This is a genomic window from Achromobacter sp. LC458 (assembly GCF_001005835.2).
Lineage (GTDB): Bacteria > Pseudomonadota > Gammaproteobacteria > Burkholderiales > Burkholderiaceae_B > Achromobacter > Achromobacter spanius_B.
The window spans coordinates 53,838-76,663 of the sequence record NZ_LBHW02000030.1; the positions used below are offsets into that span (position 1 = coordinate 53,838).

Consider the following 22,826-nt stretch of genomic DNA (forward strand, 5'->3'; position numbering starts at 1 on the left):
CGACTTACTTCACCCCTTCGAATTCCGCCAGCAACGGCTTGAGCGTTTCACGCAGGGCCGACTGCAACGCATCGGCCGGGGCCACCAGCGGGTCCAGCACATCGGGCGCGTTCACGCCGATCAGGTCCATGACGGACTTCATCGGGCCCGGGTTGGTCTCGGCAAACGCCAGGTCCATCAACGGAATCAGGCGGCGATGCAGTTCCATCGATTCCCGCGTGCGGCCTTCCGACGCCAGCTGGTAGACCTGGCGCCAGGCCGACGGCAGCAAGCTAGCCGTGACCACGATGCCGCCGCGCGCGCCGGCGGCCAGATGCACCGGCAGCAGCGTGTCTTCGCCGCTGAACACCGCAAACGATTCGTCCACGCCCGCCACCGTGCGCAGGAAGTGGTACATGTCCGTGTTGCAGGCCTTCATGCCGATGATGTTCTGGTGGCGCGACAGTTCATGCAGCACCTCGGGCGCAATCGCGATGCGGGTGCGGTACGGAATCTCGTAGATCATCACGGGCAGCGGCGATGCATCGGCATAGCGCAAGAAGTAGTCGCGGATGCCGGCCTGCGTGGGCGTCGTGTAGTAGGGCGTCAGCACCATCAGCGCATCGGCGCCGGCCTCGGCGAATTCGCGGCCCGCTTGCAGCGCGTCGTGATAGCCGGGGTCCAGCACGCCGGGAATCACCGGCACGCGGCCGGCTACGGCCTCGACCGTCAACTGGCACATGCGGATGCGCTCGGCGCGGGGCAGCGCGCCGTATTCGCCCGTGCCGCCCAACGGGACGATGCCGTCGATGCCCTGCTGCATCAGGTAGGCAACCAGCGCCTTGGCAGCGGGTACGTTGATGGTGTCGTCGGCGTTGACCGGCGTGGGGATGGCGGGAAAAACTCCGCGCAGTTGGGTTGCGTTCAGCATGTTGTGTATCCAGGAAAATAAATCTAAATCAGAGGCGTCGGATTCAATTGGCCAGGCTGCGGCGGCGCAGCCGGTCGGCCAGCCAGATCAGCGCGGCAATGAAAATGAACAGGCAGGTAGAGACGGCGGCAATCACCGGGGAAATCTGTAGCGTGACCTCGTCCCAGAACTGCTTGGGCAGCGTGGCGTTCAGGCCACCGGAGGCGAACAGCGCAATCGTGAGTTCGTCGAACGATGTGGCGAAGGCAAACAGGAATGACGACATCAGCCCCGCGCCCAGAATCGGAAACGTCACGAAGCGCAGCGTGGCCCACGGTCCGGCGCCCAGGCTTTGCGCCGCCAGGTCCAGCCGCGTGTCGTAGTTGCGCAGCACGGCCATCATGGTGATCACCACGTAGGGCACGGCCACCACGGTATGCGCCAGGATGAGGCCGATGGTGGATCCCACCAGCCCCACGCGCGCAAAGAAATAGAACATGCCCACCGCGATGATCATGCGCGGCACCACGATGGGCGACAGCACGAAGGCCAGCATCGCCGACTTGCCTCGCATGTTCGCGCGCACCAGCAGGAAGGCGGCGGGCGTGCCGATCAGCATCGCCAGCAAACCCGTGCCCACGCCCACGATCAACGACCGGGTGATGGCCTGCATCCACACGGGCGACGTGAACATCTGCTCGTACCATTGCAGCGAAAATCCCTTGGGCGGCCACGTCAGGCCCGAACCGGAATCGAACGACAGCGGAATCATCAGGAAGGCCGGCGCACTAAGAAACGCCAGCACGCCCAGTACGATCCACCACAGCGTGCGTGACTGACCCGTGCCCGACACCGACCGCCGCACCCGCTTGGGCAACAGCGCGAACAGGGCATCCGACACGTTCGCCAGCACCGTCAACACCGCATCGCCCGCGCGGCGCGACAGGCTTTCCTTGCCCGATGCCCGCACGCGCGTGGATGCGCCGCCCGTCATGGTGGACAGGCCCAGCACTTTGTCATAGATGGCGAACACCACCAGCACCACCACCAGCAGCAACACCGACACCGCGCCGGCGAACTCCCAGTTCATGGTCTGCTGCACCTGGTCAATGATGATCTGCGTGATCATCGTTTCCTTGCGTCCGCCCAGCAGCGCGGGCGTGATGAAAAAGCCAATGGCGGTGACGAACACCATGATGGCCGCGGCCGCCACGCCGGGCATCGACAGCGGGAAATAGATCTTCCAGAATGCCGTGCCGGGGCGCGCGCCCAGGGTGGAGGCGGCGCGCGGCAGATTGCGGTCGATGTTCTCCATTACCGACAGCATCGTCAGCACCGCCAGCGGCATCAGTGCATGCACCATGCCCACCAGCACGCTGCCGAAGTTGTAGAGCAGGTTGGCCGGCGCATCCAGGATGCCCAGCGCTTGCAGCAGCTGGTTGACCACGCCGTTGCGGCCCAGCAGCACCACCCACGCAAAGGTGCGCACCAGGAAGCTGGTCCAGAACGACAGCAGCACCCAGAACAGCAGCGACGTTTTGCGCTTGGCGGACAGGCTGGAAATCAGATAGGCGACCGGGTAGCCCGCGACGACGGAGAAGAACGTGGTCCACAACGAAATCTTCAACGTGATCAGCAGCACGTTCACATACACCGACGACTCGAACAGCCGGTGATATTGCGCCAGCGTGAAGCCCTTGTCGTCGACAACGCTTAACAACAGCAGCTGGCCCACCGGATAGATCAGCAGCACCAGCAGCAGCACGACCAGCGGAGCGGCCATCAGGAAATGGCGGCGGCCGGGGCTCATGCGCTTGCGGGGAGTAGCAAGGGATGTCATGCGTTTACTCCGCAATGGCCACCGCGTCGGCGGCTTGCCAGCTGACGGTCAGCGGCTGGCCGATGGCGTATTGCTCGGCCTGGCGCTGCGTGGGGTAGGCCACGACGATGGGGGCGGCGTCGGCCACACCCAGGTCCAGGTACAGCTTGGTCAGGCTGCCCGTCACCATCACGTCCAGCAGCTTGCCGGTCAGGCCGCTGCCCGACGTGGCCACGCGCAGGTTTTGCGGGCGCAACATCACGGTGACTTTCTGGCCGGGCTTGATCGGGGCGCCGTTGGACAGCGCCTGGCCGGTAACGCCCTGATGCGCCAGCGTCACGCTCAATACGTCGCCGTCCACCGCCGTGACTTCACCTTGCAGCAGGTTCGATTCGCCCAGGAAGTCGGCCACGAAAAGCGTGCGGGGGCGGAAGTACAGATCGGCCGGCGTGCCCAGTTGCTCGATCGCGCCGCCGTTCATCAGGCAGATGCGGTCGGACATCGTCATGGCTTCTTCCTGGTCGTGCGTGACGTACACGATGGTGGTGCCCAGTTCGCGGTGGATGCGCTTGATTTCCAGCTGCATCTGGTCGCGCAGCTTCTTGTCCAGCGCGCCCAGCGGTTCGTCCATCAGGATGATGGCGGGCCGATAGACCATGCAGCGCGCCAGCGCGATGCGCTGCTGCTGGCCGCCGGACAGTTCGCGCGGCAGGCGCGTGGCTACGTGCGGCAGGCGCACCATGTCCAGCGCCTCGTGCGCGCGGCGGCGCGCTTCGGCTGCCGGCACCTTGCGCATCTTCAAGGGAAACGCAATGTTCTCTTCGATGCTCATGTGCGGAAACAGCGCGTAGTTCTGAAACACCATGCCGATGTCGCGCTCGTAGGGCGCGCCGTAGGTGACGTCGGCGCCGTCGATCAGCACGCGGCCCTCGTCGGGCTGCGCCAGGCCGGCGATCAGGCTCAACAAGGTGGTCTTGCCGGACCCGGAGGGGCCCAGCAGGGTCAGGAATTCGCCGCGAGCGACGTCCAGGTGCGTGGGCGCCAACGCGACGAAATCGCCATAGCGTTTGCCCAGGCCCGAGATTTGCAGATTGGAAGAAGACATGGTGTTCAGCACATTAGATTTCGCGCGGCGCGCGCCACGGCGGTGGCGCGCGGCCGATGGCTTATTTCAGGACCCAGCCGTTGAAGCGTTCAAGCACGTCGCGCTGCTTGTCCAGCCAGTACGCGGCGTTGATGTGCAGGCCGGTCTTGATGTTGTCGGGGTGGGTCGGGCAGTTGCGCGCCACGTCGGCCTTGATGTGGTCAAAGGCGGCGGGCTGCGTGACGCCGGCGGCAAAGTACTCGACCAGCGCTGCCTGGCGCTTGGGGTCGGACGCAAACTTGATGAACTCGCGGCAGGCGTCGGCGTTGGGCGTGCCTTTCAGGATGGACCAGTTGTCGCAACCCCAGATATTCTGGTCCCACACGATCTGCACCGGCGCGCCGTTGGCGATGGCCGATTGCGCGCGCGATACCCACGTGGCGATCATGTCGACTTCGCCCGAGCCCAGCATCTGTTCGACCTGCGCGCCCGTGTTCCACCACACATCCACCGATGGCTTGACCTTGTCCAGGCTGGCCAGCGCGCGGTCGATGTCGCAGGGGTAGACCTTGTCGGTTGGCACACCGTCGGCCATCAGCGCTTCTTCGATGGTGTCGAACGGATGCTTGCGCAGGCCACGGCGGCCGGGGATGTCTTTGACGTTCCAGAAGTCGGCCCACGACGCGGGCGCGCGGCGGCCCTTGAAGGCGTCGGTACGGTACGCCAGCACGGTGGTGTAGACGTTGTTGCCCACGCCGTAGGGCGACATGTATTGCGGCGGGATGGTGGCCACGACCGGGTCGGATTCCAGACCGTGCTTTTCCAGATAGACCTTGCCGCCTTCGGTCAGCATCAGGATGGCGGGCTGGCTGATCTTGGCCATGTCCCAGGTGTAGTTGCCGGTGTCGACCATGCTGCGGATCTGCGCGGTGGGTTCGGCGTTGGCCTGCACGCCCACCACCTGGATGCCGGTGGCTTCCGAGAACGGCTTGTAGAACACGGCGCCATAGGCCTTGCTGTAGATGCCGCCGTCATCGCGCACGACGATGCGCTTGGAGGCGGCGCGCGACGGCGTCCAGATCATGGGCATGGCCAGCGCGGCGGCGCCGGCGGCCACGGTTTTCAGCGCGGCGCGGCGCGAGGCGTTGTGGGGGATCGTTTTCATGGAAGACTCCTGCGGGTCGGGTCAGGGACTGCGGATCAAGGGTGGGGATTCAAAACACGGGGGGTCGAAGGCGGGCGGTTCAATCCATGCGGGGCAGCAAGCGGCCGGGGTTGAACAGGTTGGCGGGGTCGAAGGTGGCCTTCAGCGCGCGCATCATCGCCAGTTCAACGGGGGACTTGTAGTGCGCCATTTCGGCCAGCGACGTGCGGCCCACGCCGTGTTCGGCGCTGAAGGTGCCACCCAGCGCATCGGCCACATCGTTGACCGCGCGGCGGATATCGGCGGCCATCGCGTCGCGGTCGGGCAGGGCGTTCCAGGCGTCGAAGGTGAAGAAGGGAATGAAGTGCACGTTGCCGTCGCCCAGGTGGGCCACGATCAGCACCGGCAGGCCGGGCACCAGGCGGCGCACGGCGGCGGTGGCTTCGTCGATGAAGCGCGGCACGCTGGACACGGGTACGGCGCTGTCCGTGGTCAGGCCCACGCCGGCCTTCTTATTGCCTTCGGACACGCTGTGGCGCACTTCCCAAAGCGCGGCGCGCTGGCTGTCGTTGCTGGCCAGCACGGCGTCGTGCAGCAGGCCCTGTTCGGACGCGTGTTCCAGCGTCTGCTGCAACAGCGCTTGCAGTTCGTCGCCGCTGCCCGTGTCGGACAGTTCCACCAGCACATGCCACGGGTGCGCGTCGCCCAGCGGGTTCTTGCGGCCCGGTACATGCGCCATCACGATGTCCAGCTGATTGCTGTCGATCATTTCAAAGGCCGACAGGCGCGAACCGCAGGCGCGTTGGAACATGCCCAGGATTTCCAGCGCGGCTTGAGGGCTGTCCGGCGCCAGCCAGGCCACGGCGTGGCGGGTGGGCAGCGGATGCAGCTTGAGCACGGCGGCAGTCACGATGCCCAGGGTGCCTTCGGCGCCGATGAACAGGTGCTTTAGATCAAAGCCGGTATTGTTCTTGCGTAGCGCGGTCAGGCCGTTCCAGATGGCGCCGTCGGGCAGCACCACTTCCAGACCCAGAATGTTGTCCCGCGTGTTGCCGTAGCGCAGTACGCCCGTGCCGCCCGCGTTGGTGGCGATGGTGCCGCCGATCTGGCACGAGCCTTCCGCGCCCAGGCTGATGGGGTACAAGCGGCCTTCGGCGGCCGCTGCATCCTGCACCGTGGCCAGCACGCAGCCGGCTTCTACTTCCATGGAATTGTTGGCGGCATCCACGCGGCGCACCCGGCGCATGCGCGCCAGGTTCACGATGACGGGCGGCGTGCCGCTGGCATCCGGCACCGCGCCGCCGCATAGGCTGGTGTTGCCGCCCTGCGGCAGCACGGGCGTGGCATGGGCGTTGCATAGCCGCACAATGTCGGCCACCTGCTGCGTGTTGCCGGGCAGGGCAACGCAAAGTGCGGGGCCCTTGTAGCGGCCGCGCCAGTCTTCGGTATAGCCGGCCATGTCGGTGTCGGAATGAAGGATGGCGTCCGCGCCCAGGGCCTGGGTCAACGCGTCTAGCAGGGTGATGCCGTTGGTCATGTCTGTGGTCCCGAATGAAGCTCGGGGATCACACGAACCCGAGCGCATTGAGGCACAGCATACGATCACTTAAATCGCTTTTCGATTTGATTAATCGTATATCAATCGAATTTAGGGTATGTCCTAGTCGAGGCGGGTGGGGAACATACGGCTTGTCGCCCGCCAAATGAGCGAAATACAATCGTATCGTGCGATATGCGGTCTGTCTGCGTCGCCTTCCCTGCCTCTTTGGAACTGGATTCCCATGCGCGAAAAGATCGTTTTTATCGGAGGCGGCAACATGGCCTCCGCCATCATCGACGGCCTGCTAGGACAAGGCCGTGAGCAGGCCGACTTCCTGGTGATCGAGCCTTACGCGCCCACGCGAGAGGCCTTGCGGGCGCGGGGACTGGCCTGCCAGGAAAGCGTGGGACCGGCCGTCGCTGACGCCACGCTGTGCGTGCTGGCGACCAAGCCGCAAGGCTTGCAGGACGCCTGCGCCCAGGTGCGGGAATATCTGCCCGCCAGCGCCACGGTCGTCAGCATCGCGGCGGGCGTGGACCTGGCCTCGCTGTCGGACTGGCTGGGCGGCCACGCGCGCATCGTGCGCGCCATGCCCAACACGCCGGCCAAGGTGGGGCTGGGCATGACGGGGCTGTACGCCACGGCGGCGTGCGGCGCCGCCGAGCGCGACCGCGTCGACGCCCTGTTTGCCGCCGTGGGCGAGCGCATCTGGACCGACACCGAAGGCATGATCGACGCCGTCACCGCCGTGACGGGCAGCGGCCCGGGCTATGTCTTTTACTTCATGGCGGCGCTGCAAAAGGGCGCGGTCGAGCTGGGCTTTTCCGAGGCAGACGCGCGCCGCCTGGCGGTCGCCACCTTTCGCGGCGCGGCAGGCCTGGCGGCAAGCGAAGACGTGCCCCTGACGGAATTGCAGGATCGCGTCACATCCAAGGGCGGCACCACCTATGCCGCCCTGACGCACTTGCGCGAAGCCGGCGTGGCCGACGCCATCGGCGCGGCGGTGCACAAGGCGGAAAAGCGCGCACGGGAACTGTCGGCGGGCTGATCTCAGCCCAGTGAGGCCGTGTCGCGGTGTCGCCCCAGCCACCATAGCAATGCGACGGACACGGCGATGGCCGCGACGTTGAACTGCATGGCGGTCGCGAATGCGTGGGCGTAGCGTTCGGGCGCGTCGGCGTGGGCATGCGCCTGCAAGGCGCCGCCGAACAGCATGCCCGCTGCCGAGACGCCTAGCGCAGCGCCGACTTGTTGCAAGGTGGACACGACCCCCGCCGCCATGCCGGCATGACGGTCTTGAACCAGGCCCAACACCACGTTGACCAGCGGCGTGTTGACCGCGCCCTGCGCGGCGCCCAGCCACACCAGCGCAGGCACCAGCGACCACGGCGACAGCGCCGCGCCGGCCATGCCCACCTTCACCATCAAGGCCGCGGTGGCCCCGCCGTACAGCAAGGCCGCAACAGCGATGGCCGGCGTGCCAAAGCGGTTCACCAGGCGCGGCGCGGCCATCGACCCCGCAACGAAGCCCACGCTGGCGGGCGCGAAGATCAGGCCCGCCGTCAACGCGTCCAGCCCGAAGCCGGTTTGGACCAACAACGCGTAGCTAAGAAACATGGCGCTGGCGGTGGAGAACACCAGCATCACCAGCAGGCATCCGGCCGCAAAGCCCGGCTGCGCGATCAAGCCCATGTCCAGCAGCGGCGCGCCGCCGCGCGCCTTGACGCTGCGTTGCATGCGCGCGAACGCCAGCAGCACCGCAACGGATGCGGCCCCGCATGCCAAGGTCCACGCAGGCCAATGCCGCGCGGGCCCCTCGATCAAGGCCAGCAGCAGCAAGGCCAGCCCTGCCGCCAGGCACGCGGCCCCGGGCCAGTCCATGGACGCGGCCCGGGCCTCGCGGGATTCAGGTATGTGGCGTGCCAGCGCCCACGCCGCCAGGCCCAGCGGCACGTTGACCAGGAAGACGGTGCGCCATGCAAGGCCCAGGAAATCGGCATGCACGATCCAGCCGCCCAGCACCTGGCCGGCAATCGCGGCCAGCCCCAGCGTCATACCCATCAGGCCGAACGCGCGCCGGCGCGCATGCCTGTCGTAGCTGACGCGTATCAGCGCATAGACCTGCGGAAACAGCAGCGCGGCGGCGGCCCCTTGCAACACGCGCGCGCCGATAAGCGTGTTGGCATCGGGGGCCAGCCCGCATAGACCCGAGGCCAGCGCAAAGCCCGCCATGCCAAGCCTGAACAAGCGACGGCGACCATGGCGGTCGCCCAGGCGGCTGCCCGCGATCAGCAGCACGCCGAACGCCATTTCGTAGGCGGCGATGATGAAGTTGATCTGCGCGAACGAGGCGGACAGCGTGGTCTGCATGCTGGGAATGGCGACGTTCACCACGAACAGATCGAAGATGGTGATAAAGCCGCCTGACAGCAGCACGCCCAGTCCCAATGGACCCAACGCGCGGGTGTCGGGGCAGGGCGGTGTGGCGCTGGGGGAGGGCAGGGAGTTCGAGGTCATGGGAGTACCGATCAAGGGGGATCGGCGCTATTCTGGCCACGCTTTCAGCCTTATACAATTTAGCTGTTTATGCTGTTACTACAGGCAATAGCCACTTCCCATGACCCTAGCTCCCGCCCCGCAACGCCTGGACCGCACCCGCCCCGACCTGGCCGAATTCCTTCGGTCGCGGCGCGAACGATTAAGCCCCACCGACCTTGGCCTGCCCGCCGGCAGCCGGCGCCGCACGCCCGGGTTGCGGCGCGAAGAAGTGGCCGCGCTGGCCGGCGTGGGGCTGGCTTGGTACACGTGGTTTGAACAAGGCCGCAACATCAGCGTGTCCGCGACGTTTCTGGAAAACCTGGCGCGCGTGCTGAAGCTGGACGCCGCCGAACGCCGCCACCTGTACCTCCTGGCCCATCAGCGCCCGCCCGCCGAAGCGGGCCGCACCTGGTGCACGGTGCCGCCGCAGGTGCGACGGCTGATGGACGACCTGCCGACCCGCCCCGCGTACATCCTGAACCTGCGCTGGGACGTGGTGATGTGGAACGCCGCCGCGGACCGCGTGTTCGATTTCTCGGCGCAGCCCACGGGGCGGCGCAACTTGTTGTGGATGTTGTTCGTCGTGCCCGCGATGCGGCGCTTGTTCTCGGACTGGCCGGCACAGGCGCCCGCAATGCTGTCCACGTTTCGTCGCGACTTTGCCAGTGCAACGGGGGTGCCCGACATCGCCGAACTGGTCGACGAACTGCAAGCCGTATCGCCGGACTTCAACGCGTGGTGGCGCGAGCACGATGTGCACGGCGCCTGCATGGGCCAGCGCCGGCTGCATATCGATTCGCTGGGCGACATCGCCTTCGAGCACACCACGCTGACCGTGGATGAAAGCCGCCACCTGCGCTTGGTGGTCTATGCGGCGGCGCCTGAAGAGCCAAAGGCGGAGCCGTTCGCACTATGGTTGAAGACACGCCACGCAACGTAGAAGTTGACGGCGGCGATTTCTCGGATGTATCGTAAGATCTATATCTTAAGATACATCGTAAGAGGCATTCCATGCGCCATCCCGACTTTCAGACACCCGACAACGGTGGCCATCACCGCCGCCATCACCACCATCCCAAGCACCACCACCATCCCCACCACCACCCCTCGCACCACGCCGCCTCGCGCGGCGATTGGTTTTCCGGCCCGCCAGATGACGGGCGGGGCGACGCCGATGGGTTCGGCGGCGATGGCCGTGGTTTCACACGCGGCCGCCGCGTGTCGGCCGACGATCTGCAACTGATGCTGCTGGGCCTGCTTGAAGAAAATCCCAGCCACGGCTACGAACTGATCAAGGCGTTCGGTGCGCTGAGCAATGGCTTCTACACGCCCAGCCCCGGCATGGTCTACCCGGCGCTGACCTATCTGGAAGAGCTGGGCTACGCCACCGTCGAGCAAGACGGGGCGAAGAAGCGCTACCACCTGGCGGACGCCGGCAAGGCGCATCTGGATGCCAACCGTGAGCGCGTCGCGCTGATGTTCAACCGCTTCAAGCACATCGCCAAAAAAATGGATTGGATGCGCCAGGCCTGGAGCGGCGAGCCGCGCAGCGTGGGCCCGGAAGGCGAGGACGCGCGCACCGGCTGGGTGCCGGAATTTGTAGAGGCGCGCCACGCGATGCGCCGCGCGCTGATGGAGCGCACCGATGCCTCGCCCGCCGAGCAACGCCGCATCGCCGCCATCCTGGCGCGCGCCACCGACGAGATCAACGGCAAGCCCTGTGCTTGATCTTGTCCTTTTCCCGAATCTGGAGTGTTGATGAACCGTAGCGACCTGACCGTGGAGCGCGTGCGCCACACCCTGAAAATGCGCGTCCTGACCGTCGTGCGCGTCGAACCCGTGGCCGGTCTGTTGGCCCGCGTCACGTTCACCGGCAATGACCTGCAAGACTTTGTCTCGGCGTCATTCGACGACCACGTCAAACTGTTCTTTCCGGCCGATCCGACGCAAGCGCCTGCCTTGCCCAGCGTGGGGCCCGATGGCGTGAAGTTTCCCGAAGGCGCGCCCAAGCCCGCCGCGCGGGATTACACGCCGCGCCGTTTCGACGCCGCGCGCCGCGAGCTGGAGATTGAATTCGTGCTGCACGGCGATGGGCCGGCGTGCACCTGGGCGGCACAGGCGCAGCCCGGGCAGCAGCTGGGTATCGGCGGCCCGCGTGGGTCGTTCGTGGTGCCCAAGGGGTTCGACTGGCATGTGCTGATTGGCGACGAAACCGCGCTGCCCGCCATCGCCCGCCGCCTGGAAGAACTGCCGGCCGGGGCCGAAGCGATCGTGTTGATCGAAGTGCCGTCGCCCGATAACGAAATGCCGTTGGCCTCGGCCGCGAAAACGTCGGTGCGGTGGCTGCACCGCAACGGCACGCCGGCGGGATACAGCACGCTGCTATTGCAAGCGGCGCGCGAACTGACGTTGCCGGCGGGCGAGGGCTATGTGTGGGTGGCCGCCGAGTCCGCCGTGGCCAAGGCCGTGCGCGAGATCATGGTGTCGCAACACGCCATCGACAAATCCCGCATCCGTGCCGCGAGTTATTGGAAGCGTGGCGCGGTCGCGGTGCACGAGTCGCACGAAGACTGATTGCTGCGTGGCGCGGCGGGGGCGCGTCAACGTCGCCGCCACGACGCCTTCCCTTAAGGTATCGGGCATCACGCATCCGGCGTCACGCATCCGGCGCCCGGCATCGTCCCTTACGCCTCGCGCGCCAGACGCAGCAGGTTCTCCACGCGTCCTCCTGGCCGGTCTTCACGCACCGCCAGCCCCAGCACCGCGCGTGGCCAGTCCAGGGCAAAGGGGCGATACACCACGCCGTCCGGGCGCAGGTGGCGCAACGATGCCGGCACCACCGCCACGCCCATGCCCGCCGCCACCAAATTCACCGCCGACGACAACTGCGGCGCGCGTTGGCCAATCAACGGATTCAAGCCATGCTGGCGGCACGCCGCCATGATGTCCGCGCTGAGCCCATAGCCCGATTTGCGGGAATACAGGATGAAGCGTTCCTGCGCCAGATCCTTCGGCGCCAGCCGCTTGCGGCGTGCCAGCGCATGCCCCAATGGCAAGGCCACCACCAGCGGTTCTTCGGTCAGCTGCGTGAACGCAAGCCCACCATCAAGCGCAAACGGCGGCCGCACGAACGCGGCATCGATCGCGCCTTCGCGCAGCTGCGCCACCAGCGTTTCGCTATCGCCTTGCGACAGCGTCATGTCCACGTCGGGATAGCGCTGGCGATACTGGCGTATCACTTCCGTCACCACGCCGTTGAACGACGCCGACTCGGTAAACCCCAAGGCCAATTCCCCGACCTCGCCCCGCGCGGCGCGCTGGGCCGTCTGCACCGCCGCGTCGGTGCGCCGCAGAATGTCTTGCGCGCAGGTAAGAAAGGCGCGACCCGCGTCGTTCAACACCACGCCGCGCCCCGTGCGGTCAAACAGCGGCGTGCCGACCTCGTGTTCCAGCTGGCGGATCTGCTGGCTTAACGGCGGCTGCGCCATGCCCAGTATTTCAGCGGCGCGGGTGAAGTGCTGCGCCTCGGCCGTCACCACGAAATAACGCAGATGACGCAATTCCATATCGATACCTGTTATGTACTGATTATCAACATTCCATATATTGGACATTCTATTCGCGCAGGCCGATCATGCGGACATTGCCCCACCGATCAAGGATTTCCATGACGCGCTCCGCGACCCCCTCCCTGACACCCGGCGCCCTGCTGCGCCAGCAACTGGCCCACGACATCGTGGTCGCGCCCGGCGCCTACGACGGCCTCTCGGCGCGGCTGGTCGCCGCGGCGGGCTTTGGCGCCGTGTATGCCAGCGGGGGCGCCATCGCCCGCGCGGCAGGATATCCGGACATCGGCCTGCTGAGCTTTACAGAAGTGATGGACCGCGTGGAAAAGATCGTCGACGCCAGCGGGCTGCCGGTGGTGGCGGACGCGGACACCGGCTTTGGCGGGTCCGCGAATGTGGAGCGCACCGTGCGCATCATGGAGCGCGCGGGCGTGGCCGCGTTTCATATCGAAGACCAGTCGTTTCCCAAGCGTTGCGGCCACCTGGACGACAAAAGCCTGGTGGACGCCGACGAGATGTGCCGCAAGGTGCATATTGCCCGGCAGACCTTGAGCGACGCCGACACGCTGGTGATTGCGCGCACGGACGCCATCGCGGTGGAAGGGTTTGATGCCGCGATCGCGCGCGCCGAGCGCTACCTGAAAGCCGGGGCCGACATGATCTTCGTGGAAGCGCCCGAAACGCTGGCGCAGATCCGCGCCATTGCCGACCGCCTGCCCGGCCTGAAGCTCATCAACATGTTCTACGGTGGCAAGACGCCGCTGGTGCCGTTGCCCGATCTGGCGGCGATGGGTTATCGCCTGGCCATCATTCCGTCGGACTTGCAACGCGCGGCCATCCACGCCATGCAGGCCACGCTGGCGGCCATCAAGCAAACGGGCGACAGCAGCGCGCTGGCCGATCGCCTGACCAGCTTCAAGGAACGCGAGGCCATCGTGCAGACCGCGCGTTATCTGGCGTTGGACGCGCAGTAAGCGTCCAACGCCCGCGCCGCCGACCGCCCGCGGGCCAAGGCGTGGTGCTCCAGCCCTAACGGTCTAACGGCCTAACGGTCTAACGGTCCGGTCTAACGGTCGCAGCGCGCCGGCATCGTGTTCGGCCACAAGCGTTGCCCCGCGCTGCCGTACAGCGTGCGCACGCCACACACCATCTGCACGCGGGCCAGCGCGCGGCCGGCCGGGTCGATGATTTCCGACGCGTCGGTCGTGGACACCACCGCGCGCTGGTTCAGGAACGGCGTCACCGCGCTGTAGTCGGGCGCGATCACAAATTCGCCGTGGCGGTCGACAAAGCCGAAGTTCATATCGGCCAGGGCCGGGGCCAGGCCGTCCCGCAGCGTACCCAACGCATTAAATGCCGGGCCGGTAAGCGTGCCCTTGGCGTCCAGCGCACGCATCGCGCGCGTGGACAGCAGCGACACCGCCTGGCCTTCCGAAAACGCGGACGTTGCGCCTTCGGCCGTCAACCGCGTCTTGCCGCCGGGTTCGACATAGTCGGTGCGCAACCGGCCATTGACCTCGTAGTGCCGCAGCAAAAGCGGCGAGCCTTGCGGCCAATCCCATTCGCCGGCGGGCAGTGTCGCCACCGTCTTGCCCGCTGTATCGATCAGCCGGGTGCCGCTGTCATCGGCGGCCAGCGCGCGCGCGGGCGCGCCCTGGAAGATCGACGTGACGCCGGCGCGAGGCGCGATCTGCCATTGGCCTTGATCGTTCAGATAGCCATAGCGGGGCGCGCGGCGAATTTCCAGCCAGTCGCCAAGCCGAGTGTACAGCGCGTCTTCCAGGTCCAGCGCATGGGTGCCATCGGCTGAAAAAACCCAGCGGCGCTGATCGCTGTCGGCCGTCACGCTGCCGTCTTGCGCACGGCCGATTTGCAGCCGGCTGATAAAGGGCGTCAGCGCGCGGCCCTGGTCGTTGAACAGCGCAACGGGACGGGCGTAGTCCTCGTCCTGGCCGCCGGCCTGCATCACCTTCCACAGCTTGTCGTTGACGCGCTCGACGCCATGATGACGCGCGGGCACGATCCACTTGCCTTGCAGGTCGATCACGCCCACGCGGCCCGCGCCTAGCGACGCGCCGGCCTGTCCGTGCTGGAACACGCCGATCTCCTGGAACGCCGGCGCGGCCAATTCCTTGCCCGCCACAAAGTCGTACAGGCCCCACGGAGCATCGGCGCTGGCGGTCTTCACATAGCGCATGACGCCCGGCGCCACCACCTGTGAATCGAACACGCCGGCGGGCAGGTCGTACTGCTTGCCCGCGCGATCGATCATCTTGTTCACGCCCTTGGCGTACACCAGCGCGTAGCCGTTGTTGAAGGCGCCGATGTGTTGCTGGGGCGGCAGGTCCATCACGCGCCCCTGCGCGTCCAGCAGACGGATGCCGTCCGCGGTGGTCGCGGCGTAGCGCAGTTGATCTGCCTTGAGGCCCTCGTCCAAGAGCGGCGCATCGCCGCCCCGCTCGTCGTCTGCGTCCAGCGGTGTCAGGCTCGTCCACGCGGCATCGGTGACGAGGCTGCCGTCGGCCAGCAGCAAGCCGGCGCCTGCCGGGCCGCACTGGCAATGCGACTGGCCCAGCATGCCCAACGGCGCGCCCGGCACGTTGACGGACAGTGCCTTCAATTCCATGTTCTGCGTGGCTTCGACGGCTTCGGGCTTGAGTAACGCGTGTCCGTCGGCGTCCACGATATTGAGCAGCGCGCGTTCCTGGCTCTTGATCCACAGGCGGCCCTGGCGGACTTCCATGTCGCCGGCATCCGCCAGCCATGCGGGCGCCGATTCGCCGTGCAGCCACGCGCCCTTGGGCGTCAGCAGGCCCACACCCGTCTCGCCTCTGAACAGCACGAAGCCTTCTTCATTGATGCTGGGCGACAGGCCCGCGCCCAGCGTCAGCGGCTTGTCCTGGCCGGGCACCAGCGCCATGAGCGTCTCGCCCGAGGGGTACACGATCGTGTCGTGAAAGCGCTGCGAGGCATGCGCTTGCTCCGAGGTCAGGGTGGCGACCAGCTGGCCGGTGGCGTCCAGCAGCGCATAGCCCTTGCGACCGGCCAGCTGCGCGCTCCAGAATTTGCGCCCCACGGGGCCCATCGATTCGTAGTGCTGGTCCGCGCCGATCACCTTGCCGTCCGTACCCAGCAGCACCACGCCGTCGGGGCCATCGGCCACGGCCAGCCTGCCGTCGCGGTCGGTGGAAATGTCGTGGTACACGGGCTCGACCACCCAGTTCCAATCGCGGTCCACCAGGCCCTGGCGATACTCGCCGTCGGTGGCGATGTACAGGTCCGGGCCATAGGCTTGCTTGACCGCCACGCCGGGCGCGGCGAAGCGGCGTTCGCCGGTGGGCGAGCGGTATTCCGGCTTGAAGGCCACGGCCGCGCGCGCGGGCAGGCCATCAGCCAGCTCCAGGCTGTCGATGCCGGCGTCCAGCGGATCGCCGACCGGTTCGCCTTGGCGGTTGATGAACAGGTGCCGGCCGTCCAGCGTGGCCACGGCCAGGCCGATTTGGGCAAAGTCGCCCACGCTGTCGTAGCGCGGCGCCACGGCCATGCGGCCTTGCGGGTTGATGAAGCCCCATTTGCCTTGCCACTTTACGGCGGCCAGGCCGTGGCGGAAGTCGCGCACGGATTCAAAAATCGGGCGGATCGCCAGCCGGCCGTTCTGGTCCAGAAAGCCCCACGCATGGCGGCGCAAGGACTCGTCCGACGGCACGCGGCGCATGGGTTCCAGCGCCGACGGCAGCAGCACGGCAGCGCGTCCGTCCGCCATATTGCGGATGCAGCCGTTGGTGTAGGGCGTGTGATTGGAAATGTCGTCGACGGCGGCGTCGTTGCGCGCGCGGGCTTCGTCGACGCAGAACACATGGCCCGTCTGCGCCTGCGCGGACAGGGATGCGCCCAGCGCGGCCAGCGCGCAGGCGATACGGGTGGTGCGGATCACGCGTGACGTCATGGTCATTCTGCTTTGGCGGAGTCTAGGGCGGGGGGATCGATGCGCTTGGCATCGGAGCAGGTCAGGGCTTCGCGCGGCCAGCTCTGGTTTTCTTCCGCGTCAAAAATCACGATCTGGTCGCACAACACCCCAAAGGTGGTGGTGGTCTTGCCGCGTGGGTCGATGAATTCGACCAGGTGGTCGTGAAACACCATCGCGCGTTCGTCCTGGAAGTCTTGCGCCCAGTTGTAGGCGGGCGGGATGGCGTAGCGGCCGCTCAGGTCGATGAACCCATACAGCTTGCCGGTGCGGTCCAGGCGTTGCGCCCGTGCCAGGCCGTGTTTCAACGGGCCCAGCACGCTGAAGTGCGCGCCCACGACGCGCTTGCCCGCCGCGTCCAGGAAGCCGTACTTGCCGTAGTTCTCGCTGTACGGCACCACGCCTTCGCTGGCGTGGCGGTATTCCACCGGATAGCGGCCGGACAGGCGCGCCACTTCGCGGCCTTGCAGGTCCGTCAACACCGTGGTGGACGAGCTGTCGTCGGTGAACAGCACGCGCCGCATGGACGCCAGCGGGAAGCCGTCGCCGCGCTTTTCCAGCACGGTCTTGCCCTGCTGGTCGATGACGCGATAGCCGGACCCCTGGTTGACGCGCGCCAGGCCCTCGGGCTGCACGAAGAAGGGGTTGAATTCGCCATACAGCGCGGGCACTTGCAGGTTGCCGCGCGCGTCGATGGCGCCTTCGCGTTCGTCCTGGCGCACGATCAGCCATTCACCGTGCTGCTCTTTGCTTTCGGGACGGCCGTCGGAAATCTTGGTGGCACGGCCTTGCGCGTCAAACAGCACGGCGCTGCCGTCGGCCAGTTGACCGATGTAGCGGCCCTCGGCCAGCTTGTCGGGCTTGCCGTAGATGATGTCGCTGTGCTTGCCGGTGCGCAGGTTGACCATGCGGTACGGGCTGTCGCCGTAACGGCCGGCCAGGCCCTTGCCTTCGGGTTCGCTCACCAGCATGACGCCGTTGCCCAGATATTCCATGCCGTAGGCACTGTCGTGCTTGGCCGGCACGACCCACTGGCCCTGCCGGTTGACGACGCCCCATCGGTCCTTGTCCTGGACGCGGACCCAGTCGTCGTCGAATTCCTCGATGCGTTCGTAGTCGGGCTTCAGGGCGGGCGCGTTCAAGCGCACGTTCCACAGGCCCCAACGGCGCTCACGGTTATCGTCGGCGGCGCGGTAGACCAGCAGATCGCCGTCCAGGTCGGAGGCTGCCGCGCCCACCTCGTCCGGCACGCGCGTGGGTTTGCCCCGCGCATCGATCAGGATGGCATCGCGACGCAGCATGTCGGGCGTGCGCGCCCAGGTGTAGGGGCCGTTGAACGGCCGCAATTCGCTGTATTCCGGGGGCACCGCCCATTTGCCCTGGCCGTCGATGGCGCCCATCTTGTCGCCCTTGGCGCGCACCAGCAGCGGCATCGTCACGTTATAGGTGTCGATGTTTTCCCATTGCGGGTTCGACACGATCTTGCCGGTGGCGGTCAGGATGGCCAGCGGCCGGTCGCCGTTGAGGGCGCGCAGCAGCGCCAGCGGCATGGTCGCGTTGCCCGGCGTGCGCGGGGCGGTCTTGCGAGGTGAAAACTCGCTGACGTCATAGCCGCGCAGGCGCTGGGCAGTGTCTGAATCCAGCAAAGGTTTACCGTCGGCCGCGTAGACCTGCACCAGCGACCCATCGGCGCTGGCGACCGTAGCCGAGTACGAGGCGGCGTCGTCCGAGCTGATGGTGTCGGCCACTTCGGCCCCGGCCGCGGCTTGATCCGGGCCGACGGTTTCCGCGACGTCGGTGACGACGGTGGCGGTGTCGGCTGCGGTGGTATCGACCGCCGCGGTGCCGACCGCCGCGGTGTCGACCGCCGCGGTACCGACCGCCGCCACCGCGTCCGTGCCGGGCTTGGACGCGTCGGAGGCTCCTGCCGCAGCGGCGGCCGCATTGTCCGCCGCATCGACCGCTACTGCCTCGGCCGCGATATCGACGTTACCGTCCGAGGCTTCCACGGCAACGGGCGCGGCTTCCTTTGCGGCGTCGCCCGCTGCGGCGTCGCCGGCGCCATCCGCGCGCGGCGCGCCATCGACCGGCATGCCATAGACCCACGCGCGGCCTTGCACGATGTCGACGCGGCCGTCGCGTATCGCCAGCTTCTGCATCGTTCCGGCCGGGCTGATCAACAGCGTGGTCGATGCGTCGGACAGATAGCGCCAGCCATCGCGCTGCTGCACACCCATGTACGACGTGGTGAACGCATGCGTCGACTTGAGGCGGCCGTCCAGCAACGTCGACTTGCCGTCTTCCGTGGCTACCAGCCACACGCCGGGCGCGAGCCATTGCACGCGTTCGTAGGCAGCGGACGAAATGGCTTCACCGCGCGGGTTCACGAACGTCCACTTTTCATCGCGGCGTACGGCCACGACGTCGCCGTCGCGCATGGGCGCTTCGCGCGAACGCAGCACCTGCGGCGTCACGGCCCAGCGGCCCTGCGCATCCAGCAAGCCCCACCACCCGGAATAGCGCGACCCTCGTACCTGCGCGGGCAGGTAACCGGCCGACGGCGCGGCCAGCATCATCACGCCTTCGGGCAGCTCGGCGGCCGCGCCCGTCGTGGTGTTGATCAGGCGCGGCGGCGTGGGCATTTCTATCGATGCCAGCTTCTGGCCGGGCATGAAACCCCATGTGCGCGTGCCCAGCGGAAAGGTCTTGACGACGTTGCCCTGACGGTCGATCAGGACGTCCCGCTCGTCTTCTTCAACCAGCGCGGTGCCTTCGGCATTGAACCCCGTGGCGTTGGTATAGCGCGGCTTGATAACCCACTGGCCCTTGGGGTCGATATAGCCCCACAGCTCGCCTTGGCTGGCGGCAGCCACGCCGTTCTGGAACGGCATGACGTACCGATAGGCAGGCGCGATGGCCATGCGTCCTTGCTTGTCGATATAGCCCCAGGCGCCGGCCTCATCGCTGCGCGATCCCGTCAGCACGGCCGCCAGCCCTTCGCTGAAAGGCTGATGGCAGACCGGGTCCGAGCCCTGTCCGTAGTAAGAGGTGGTGCACTGGTCCAGCCAGGACTCCGCGCGCGCGGTCACGGGCAGTGTCGGCAGGGCCAAGGCCAGGGCCAGGGCCAGCGGCTTGATCGCGGCGCGCATCATGCGAAGGCGCGGACAAGCGCCGCGAAAAAGGGGAAGCCAAGCCGGACGTGCCACATGGTCGGGGTGCCTTGCCAAAATATGCGAAGGCAGCACTGTAACCAGCAGTAGCAGGCAATGAAGGGGTAAATGTAACGATAGAAAACGAAGCGTTAATGGGTGGCAATCCCATGGCCATTCGGTCGCAAGTCGGTGCCGTGTCGGCGGCGGTTCGCCTTGGCCTTGATTTCCCGGTTGTAGGGTTGCGCGCTAGACCGGCCGGTGCTGTGTGCCCGCGCCCATGGTGATGTGCAACATGCGACAGGGTTCCATCACCTTGACGGTATGCCAGGCGCCCTTCGGTATGACATAGGCATCGTCGGCCAGCATCTTTACCACATGCACGCCGGTGGGCCATTCCAGATGCAGCTCGGCCGCGCCCGCCATCAGGCGGACGATCTCGTCGGCTTCGGGGTGCATCTCCCATTGCGGCCAGTCCTTGGTGAAGGTGTATTCCGACACCAGCCAGCCACGGCCGAAACGGTCCAGCTCGTCAGGCGACTGCGACCAGAACGCGTCGCCGCCGTTCACGGTTGTCGCGGTGCCGGCGGCATCCAGCAAGACGTAATGCGATGACAAATTGGTAGTCATGTGGGGCGTCCTTGGTAGCGGGGCGGGGCAGGAAGACAAGGTAGTGCAAAACAGCGTTGATCGGCCATGGTACCGAGCTGGGCCAGATCTGGCTCGATCAGGCCAAATCTGACCCGCTGCAACGCGTTGATCTATAAGCCTTTATTTTCTGGCGAGCCAGTTCTGGCCCGTATCGCCCCGGAAAAGCCGAGAAACGTCGGGCAACAAGGGGGAAGCGGCGCGTCGTACTTATCGTAAATCCATCCCAAGTCTTTGATTCCATTGCGAATAGTTTTTTAATTCACGCCTTGGCATGGATGTTGCATTAGCCCTACGTAGCGCCTCCTTCGGGAGGCATCCGGCCACCATGGCCACCCACTACGACGACTTAGGAATCGACATGCCTACTCCCGCCTATATCAGCATTTCCGGCAAAACCCAGGGCAACATCACCGAAGGCGCCTTCACCGCGGATTCGGTCGGCAACGTGTACGTCGAAGGCCACGAAGACCAGATCCTGGTCCAGGAAATCGAACACCGCGTCAACACCCCGACCGACCCGCAAAGCGGCCAGCCTTCGGGCCAGCGCGTGCACAAGCCGTTCATCTTCACCAGCGCGCTGAACAAGGCCACGCCCTTGCTGTATCACGCGCTGGCCTCGGGCGAAATGCTGCCCGAAGTTGAAGTGAAGTGGTATCGCACGTCCATCGACGGCAAGCAGGAACACTTCTTCACGACGGCGCTGGAAGACGCCACCATCGTGGACATCACCAGTGTGCTGCCGCACGCGCAAGACCCCAGCAAATCGGACTTCACGCAGTTGATCAAGGTAGCCATGGCGTACCGCAAGATCACGTGGACGCACGAAATTGCCGGCACCGAAGCGTCGGACGACTGGCGCAAACCGCTGGAAAGCTAAGCAGGTCGCCGCGATGTCGCACCGGCGCATCGGCGCACTGGCGCATCGGCGCATCGGTGCGTCATCGCGGCTTGGTTTCACCGAAGGCGCGCTGCGCCTTTTTTTCGTCATCGCGTAGCGTTTATCATGTGGCCCAACAGCAACCATCACGGGAAAGGCGATGAGCCAGGGGTTCGAAGGCGTCCGGCCCGCGTCGGAATCGTCCATCGAGATCGGCTTCTACTACGACGGCCGGCATTGCGTGGAACGCATCCGCGTCAAGCCCACGGCCGCCAACCTGAAACGCGCCGCCGACCGGCGCGCCGCGATCATCGAAGCCATCGCGCGCGGCAATTTCGATTACGCCGCTGAATTTCCCAAACGCGGCACGCCGCCCAAGCCAACACAGGGTTCCGCATGACAAGCAACACGCAGTTGGAAGTCAATGACCTGACGCCGCAAGCGTTCACGCCTTATGGCTGGATGCTGGGCAAGCCGATTCCGGACGGCAACGGGGTGCCGCTGTTCTCGAACGCCGCCACGGACTTCTGGCAGGAACATGTCTTCAACACGGGCGCGGGCGGCGACGCCGAAGTGCTGTGGGTAAATTACCGAAGCCGCGCGACCGACATCGCCAGCCTGGAAAAGCATCTGCTGACGCAACAGGCCATCGTGCCGCTGACCGGCACGATCATCCAGGTGGTGGCCAGCAGCAATGCCGACGGCAGCCCCGACCTGACGACGCTGGCCGCCTTTCTTGTGCCGCAAGGGCAGGGCATCTGCATGCGGCCGGGCTGCTGGCATGCAACCCGCGTGGTCGATGCCGAGGTGACCTGCCTGATGCTGACGCGTCGGTCCACTACGCTGGACCTGATCCAGCACCTGAGCACCGATGCCCGCGCGACCGAAAGCGCCATCGTGGCAATTGCCACGCATCAGCTTGAAGACGTGGCGGAACGCGAGCAGGCCGTGGATGCCTGAGCGCTGAAGGTCGGCCGGCCCGCCGGGCCTGCGCGGCCCGGCCTGACGCGGTCCGACCTGACGCGGTCCGACCTGACGCGGCCCGACCTGCGCGGCCCGACGCTGATTCAATCCGCCTCGCCGCACGCTACGCCCAGCCGCTTGAACAGCGGCCATTGGTTGCGATAGCCGTCCGACCAGATCATCGACGCGTAAGCCGCGAAGGGCGTGTGCACGGTCTGTACCAAGACCTGTGTGGCAGCGGCATCGTCCTTCGGGCAAAAGGCCTGGCCCACGGTTGGGTACAAATCGCCCTCCCATATCGCGTGGCCGCAATGCTCGCAAAAATTGGTCCATTGACCCTGGCCGTCCGGGTCCGGGCGTAGCGCCGGGGCCGCCTGGAGCAAGTGCGCCGCCACGTCCGCCGCCAATATTCCCACTTGCGAGATCAGCGCCGGGCCGGGTACGCGTTGCCAGGTTGGCGGGCTGAACAGCCAATCGTGAAACGCGCCCGGGTCCAGGCCCCGGCTCTCGCCATCGTCGTCCAACTCGATCTCGGCCTCTGTACTTTCGTGCCCCGGCGGCAACGCCAGCGCGTAAACCGGGGTGGCGTGCCGGCAGTGGCGGCAGGCGTGCGTTGCCCGCAGAACGAAGTACGACGATGCG

19 protein-coding genes are annotated in these 22,826 nt (G+C 66.4%); 8 read left to right on the top strand and 11 right to left on the bottom strand.

Annotation, left to right across the window (positions count from 1 at the left end; translation table 11 throughout):
• Positions 1-4: 4 nt before the first annotated feature.
• The 5 genes from dapA to YH64_RS21770 all read right to left on the bottom strand — a co-directional run bounded on the left by dapA (position 5) and on the right by YH64_RS21770 (position 6,473).
• Positions 5-910: a 4-hydroxy-tetrahydrodipicolinate synthase gene (gene dapA, locus YH64_RS21750; protein ID WP_082134360.1), complete on the bottom strand. Its 906-nt coding sequence runs from the start codon at positions 908-910 to the stop codon at positions 5-7.
• 43 nt (positions 911-953) lie between these two features.
• Positions 954-2,729 (bottom strand): ABC transporter permease subunit, encoded by a 1,776-nt coding sequence (locus tag YH64_RS21755; protein ID WP_046803318.1) that lies wholly within the window; start codon positions 2,727-2,729, stop codon positions 954-956.
• Between the two features lie 4 nt (positions 2,730-2,733).
• Positions 2,734-3,813 carry an ABC transporter ATP-binding protein gene (locus YH64_RS21760; RefSeq protein WP_046803362.1) on the bottom strand — a complete coding sequence of 360 codons (1,080 nt, stop codon included), beginning with the start codon at positions 3,811-3,813 and terminating at the stop codon, positions 2,734-2,736.
• 61 nt (positions 3,814-3,874) lie between these two features.
• On the bottom strand, positions 3,875-4,957 hold the full coding sequence (locus YH64_RS21765; RefSeq protein WP_046803319.1) for an ABC transporter substrate-binding protein: 1,083 nt from the start codon (positions 4,955-4,957) through the stop codon (positions 3,875-3,877).
• 79 nt (positions 4,958-5,036) lie between these two features.
• On the bottom strand, positions 5,037-6,473 hold the full coding sequence (locus tag YH64_RS21770) for an FAD-binding oxidoreductase (protein ID WP_046803320.1): 1,437 nt from the start codon (positions 6,471-6,473) through the stop codon (positions 5,037-5,039).
• Positions 6,474-6,717: 244 nt separating this feature from the next.
• Here YH64_RS21770 and proC point away from each other — a divergent pair, with 244 nt between their 5' ends.
• Entirely contained in the window at positions 6,718-7,524 is an 807-nt protein-coding gene (proC, locus tag YH64_RS21775) for a pyrroline-5-carboxylate reductase (protein WP_046803321.1), read from the top strand.
• 2 nt (positions 7,525-7,526) lie between these two features.
• Here the strand turns inward: proC and YH64_RS21780 are convergent, their stop codons facing one another.
• Positions 7,527-8,993, bottom strand: a complete 1,467-nt coding sequence (locus YH64_RS21780) for an MFS transporter (RefSeq protein WP_046803322.1) — start codon at positions 8,991-8,993, stop codon at positions 7,527-7,529.
• A gap of 100 nt (positions 8,994-9,093) precedes the next feature.
• Here YH64_RS21780 and YH64_RS21785 point away from each other — a divergent pair, with 100 nt between their 5' ends.
• From YH64_RS21785 to YH64_RS21795, 3 genes are all read left to right on the top strand, one after another.
• Positions 9,094-9,954, top strand: coding sequence for a helix-turn-helix transcriptional regulator (locus YH64_RS21785; RefSeq protein ID WP_046803323.1), 861 nt, complete (start codon positions 9,094-9,096; stop codon positions 9,952-9,954).
• A 71-nt stretch (positions 9,955-10,025) separates the two neighbouring features.
• Positions 10,026-10,742: a PadR family transcriptional regulator gene (locus YH64_RS21790; RefSeq protein WP_185975413.1), complete on the top strand. Its 717-nt coding sequence runs from the start codon at positions 10,026-10,028 to the stop codon at positions 10,740-10,742.
• A 30-nt stretch (positions 10,743-10,772) separates the two neighbouring features.
• Positions 10,773-11,588: a siderophore-interacting protein gene (locus YH64_RS21795; protein WP_046803324.1), complete on the top strand. Its 816-nt coding sequence runs from the start codon at positions 10,773-10,775 to the stop codon at positions 11,586-11,588.
• A gap of 110 nt (positions 11,589-11,698) precedes the next feature.
• Here YH64_RS21795 and YH64_RS21800 read toward each other — a convergent pair whose 3' ends face one another.
• Positions 11,699-12,580: a LysR family transcriptional regulator gene (locus tag YH64_RS21800; RefSeq protein WP_046803325.1), complete on the bottom strand. Its 882-nt coding sequence runs from the start codon at positions 12,578-12,580 to the stop codon at positions 11,699-11,701.
• A 101-nt stretch (positions 12,581-12,681) separates the two neighbouring features.
• Between YH64_RS21800 and YH64_RS21805 the strand changes: the two genes are divergently transcribed.
• A complete protein-coding gene (locus YH64_RS21805; RefSeq protein WP_046803326.1) occupies positions 12,682-13,554 on the top strand; it encodes an oxaloacetate decarboxylase in 873 nt (290 codons plus the stop codon).
• A 92-nt stretch (positions 13,555-13,646) separates the two neighbouring features.
• On the opposite strand, the gene YH64_RS21810 is transcribed toward YH64_RS21805, so the two are convergent.
• The 3 genes from YH64_RS21810 to YH64_RS21820 form a co-directional block, all read right to left on the bottom strand.
• Complete coding sequence (locus YH64_RS21810; protein WP_046803327.1) at positions 13,647-16,526, bottom strand: WG repeat-containing protein; 2,880 nt, start codon at positions 16,524-16,526, stop codon at positions 13,647-13,649.
• Positions 16,527-16,528: 2 nt separating this feature from the next.
• Positions 16,529-19,696, bottom strand: a complete 3,168-nt coding sequence (locus YH64_RS21815) for a WG repeat-containing protein (RefSeq protein WP_082134362.1) — start codon at positions 19,694-19,696, stop codon at positions 16,529-16,531.
• A 246-nt stretch (positions 19,697-19,942) separates the two neighbouring features.
• Positions 19,943-20,323: a cupin domain-containing protein gene (locus YH64_RS21820; RefSeq protein ID WP_046803328.1), complete on the bottom strand. Its 381-nt coding sequence runs from the start codon at positions 20,321-20,323 to the stop codon at positions 19,943-19,945.
• 379 nt (positions 20,324-20,702) lie between these two features.
• Here YH64_RS21820 and YH64_RS21825 point away from each other — a divergent pair, with 379 nt between their 5' ends.
• From YH64_RS21825 to YH64_RS21835, 3 genes are all read left to right on the top strand, one after another.
• A complete protein-coding gene (locus YH64_RS21825) occupies positions 20,703-21,221 on the top strand; it encodes an Hcp family type VI secretion system effector (protein WP_046803329.1) in 519 nt (172 codons plus the stop codon).
• A 160-nt stretch (positions 21,222-21,381) separates the two neighbouring features.
• Entirely contained in the window at positions 21,382-21,621 is a 240-nt protein-coding gene (locus YH64_RS21830; protein WP_046803330.1) for an Arm DNA-binding domain-containing protein, read from the top strand.
• Positions 21,618-22,181: an ureidoglycolate lyase gene (locus YH64_RS21835; RefSeq protein ID WP_046803331.1), complete on the top strand. Its 564-nt coding sequence runs from the start codon at positions 21,618-21,620 to the stop codon at positions 22,179-22,181. The genes YH64_RS21830 and YH64_RS21835 overlap by 4 nt, the downstream gene beginning before the upstream one ends.
• Positions 22,182-22,288: 107 nt before the next feature.
• Here YH64_RS21835 and YH64_RS21845 read toward each other — a convergent pair.
• Positions 22,289-22,826 (bottom strand): hypothetical protein (locus YH64_RS21845; protein ID WP_143215485.1); only part of this gene is annotated, 538 nt, incomplete at its 5' end.